At 58.1% G+C, this 2,329-nt stretch carries 4 protein-coding genes; 1 reads left to right on the top strand and 3 read right to left on the bottom strand.

The features are described from left to right. Window positions 1-212, bottom strand: a 212-nt coding sequence (locus WCA53_RS09135) for an SDR family NAD(P)-dependent oxidoreductase (RefSeq protein ID WP_423908232.1), incomplete at its 3' end; no start/stop codon positions are given. A gap of 173 nt (window positions 213-385) precedes the next feature. Here WCA53_RS09135 and WCA53_RS09140 point away from each other — a divergent pair. Beyond that, window positions 386-955, top strand: coding sequence for a TetR/AcrR family transcriptional regulator (locus tag WCA53_RS09140; RefSeq protein ID WP_423908235.1), 570 nt, complete (start codon window positions 386-388; stop codon window positions 953-955). 192 nt (window positions 956-1,147) lie between these two features. On the opposite strand, the gene WCA53_RS09145 is transcribed toward WCA53_RS09140, so the two are convergent. After that, a complete protein-coding gene (locus WCA53_RS09145) occupies window positions 1,148-1,603 on the bottom strand; it encodes a c-type cytochrome (protein WP_423908237.1) in 456 nt (151 codons plus the stop codon). Continuing rightward, window positions 1,600-2,329, bottom strand: a 730-nt coding sequence (locus WCA53_RS09150; protein WP_423908239.1) for a flavin monoamine oxidase family protein, incomplete at its 5' end; no start/stop codon positions are given. The genes WCA53_RS09150 and WCA53_RS09145, both read right to left, overlap by 4 nt.

Raw genomic sequence — 2,329 nt, forward strand, 5'->3', positions numbered from 1 at the left:
TCCTCCTTGCGGGCATCGGAACTGAAGCCCACTGCCTTCCCACCCTCCGCTTCGATCTGCTTGACCAGCGGCTCAAGCTTGTCGGCCTGCCGCCGCACGACGCAAGCGACCATGCCTTCACGCGCAAAACGCCGCGCGATCGCTCCCCCGGTCGCGTCCCCTGCCCCGATCACCAGCGCGACGGGACGCGCTTCCTGATTGCCATTCGTCATGATCCCCTCCTTTACCTAACGATGGTTTATTTATACATCGTCGAAATAAAAAAGATAGTCGTGCTTTTTTGAGTAAATCCGGTTTAACCGCCCATTAATGATTGATCGTTTAGTAAACGAGGATCATGTTATGGTCTTGATATTGTCAACGAGGGATTATCCGGAGTCGATGTATGCGTTACTCAACTACCCACAAGCAAGAAACCCGCGAGAAGCTGATGAGCAGCAGCAGGGCCATTGCGAAGCAAGGCGGCTTCGAGTCAACCGGTGTTGACGCGCTGATGGCGTCGATCGGCCTGACCGGCGGCGCGTTCTACAGCCATTTCCCCTCCAAACAAGCGTTGTTCGAGGCGCTGATCGAAGAAGAGGTAGACAACAGTGCCAAGATGCTGGCGGGCAATGAAGACTCGTCGAGCGATCATGTGGCCAAGTGCCTGCGAAGCTATCTGAGCACGTCTCACGCGCTCCACCCGGAAGTGGGCTGCGTGCTTCCGACACTCGGCGCGGAGATCGCGCGCGCGACGCCTCAAGTGCGCGAGACGGTGGAGCAAGCACTTAAAGTTACCCAGAAGAGCTGGAGTCAACGCACAGGCGATTCCGACGCGGCGTGGGCACTGATCGCCCAATGCGTCGGCGCGCTGGTACTCGCGCGTGCAGTTGAGAGTGAGCGGACCCGCAAGGAGATTCTTGCTGCAAGTCGGCGCTTCCTGGGCAAGACACTTGCCATGGACTCGCTGAAATAAGCGGTCTCTCACAAGGGCCGGCAAACTACGCCGGCGAACTGTTATGACCCCGCCTTCATTCAGGAACGGGCAGACTGGTGTCTGGTTTGCCGGCGACGCAATACGAGCCAGTCGACGCCGTCGTCGATATCATTCTGCATCGCGCGACCCCATTGCCCGAAACTGGCTTCCGCACTTAGTCAGCGCACTTAGTCAGCGCATTTTCCTAACATCCTTAGCGGAGACCGCATCGCGGTAGCTGTTCCCAAAATGGGTCCGGGTGTAGTTGACGACCATCGCGATTTGCTCGTCACTCATATAGTCGGCAAAACCCGGCATGCCGTCGCGTCCATGCAGTACGTTGAAGATCGGATAGGCCGCTGAGGCGAGCCGGGGATTGTTAGCCAGCGGCGGGTAGTGGCCGGCACCGCTCGCCCCCTCACCATGAGCCATGTGACACGCCTGGCAACTCGCGCGGTAAAGGCTTTCACCGTCCTGCTCCTCGAACGCGCCACCGCTAGAAAATGTTGTTTCGGCTTTTGGCTCCGCCTTCGGCTCGGCTACGCACACCATGGACGAGATAACAAAAAACCAGACTGACGCAGCCTTGCGCGTCCGGCCGAAACTCTCAGCACGTTTCGAGTGCCGGTGAACTCCCTCTGCTGTCATACCTTCGCCCTGATTTGCGCATGCAACCGGGTGATTGCATCAAGAGAGGACAATACGGCACCCTCCTGCCACGCAGGGATATACGAGGCGTGCTCGCCAGCCAATACAATGCGACCGTCGATCTGACACAGATTCTTGTAGTGTCGCTCACGCGATTCGTGAGTCCATGCGCCGAAACAACCATTGGTGAAAGGCACGCGGCTCCAGTTGACTGCAATGCCCGACTCGAATTCTCGCGGATATTGCGGGTGAATCTGCGCGCCTTGCTCCACCGCTATCTGAACCCGTTGCTGCGGCGGCAGCGAGCCGAGTTCGTAAGCATTCGGCCCCCACACGTACGCGCCAAGCAGCACACCTTTGCCGGCGCCACCATAATCGCTCGCCGGATAACCGATCGTCGATATCGGCAGATCAGTATAAGTAATGCCACCGTAAATGTGTTCGTCTTGCTCCCAGAAGCGCCGCTTGAATTGAAGGCCCACCTTCACCGACGTTTCATAGGGCACGGCATCGATGGCGTCTTGCATGGGCTGGCTGACGGCGACATCGATTTCGCTCAGTATTGACAACGGAATCGTGCAGACCAGCCAGTTTGCCTGCACCATTTGCGGATCGCCCTTGCCGTTTGCGTCGACGTAAGTCACCGTCACGCCGCGTTCGCTCTGGTCTATCTTCGTGACCTTCGCGTTCAACTGCACGAGATCCGCGACCTCACGGTAGATAGCC

The sequence above is a fragment of the Caballeronia sp. genome (genome assembly GCF_049581465.1).
Taxonomy (GTDB): domain Bacteria; phylum Pseudomonadota; class Gammaproteobacteria; order Burkholderiales; family Burkholderiaceae; genus Caballeronia.

Bases quoted from the DNA above. Each gene is read 5' to 3' on its own strand.
- WCA53_RS09140 (WP_423908235.1), top strand. From the start codon at position 386: ATGCGTTACTCAACTACCCACAAGCAAGAAACCCGCGAGAAGCTGATG.
- WCA53_RS09145 (WP_423908237.1), bottom strand. From the start codon at position 1,603: ATGACAGCAGAGGGAGTTCACCGGCACTCGAAACGTGCTGAGAGTTTC.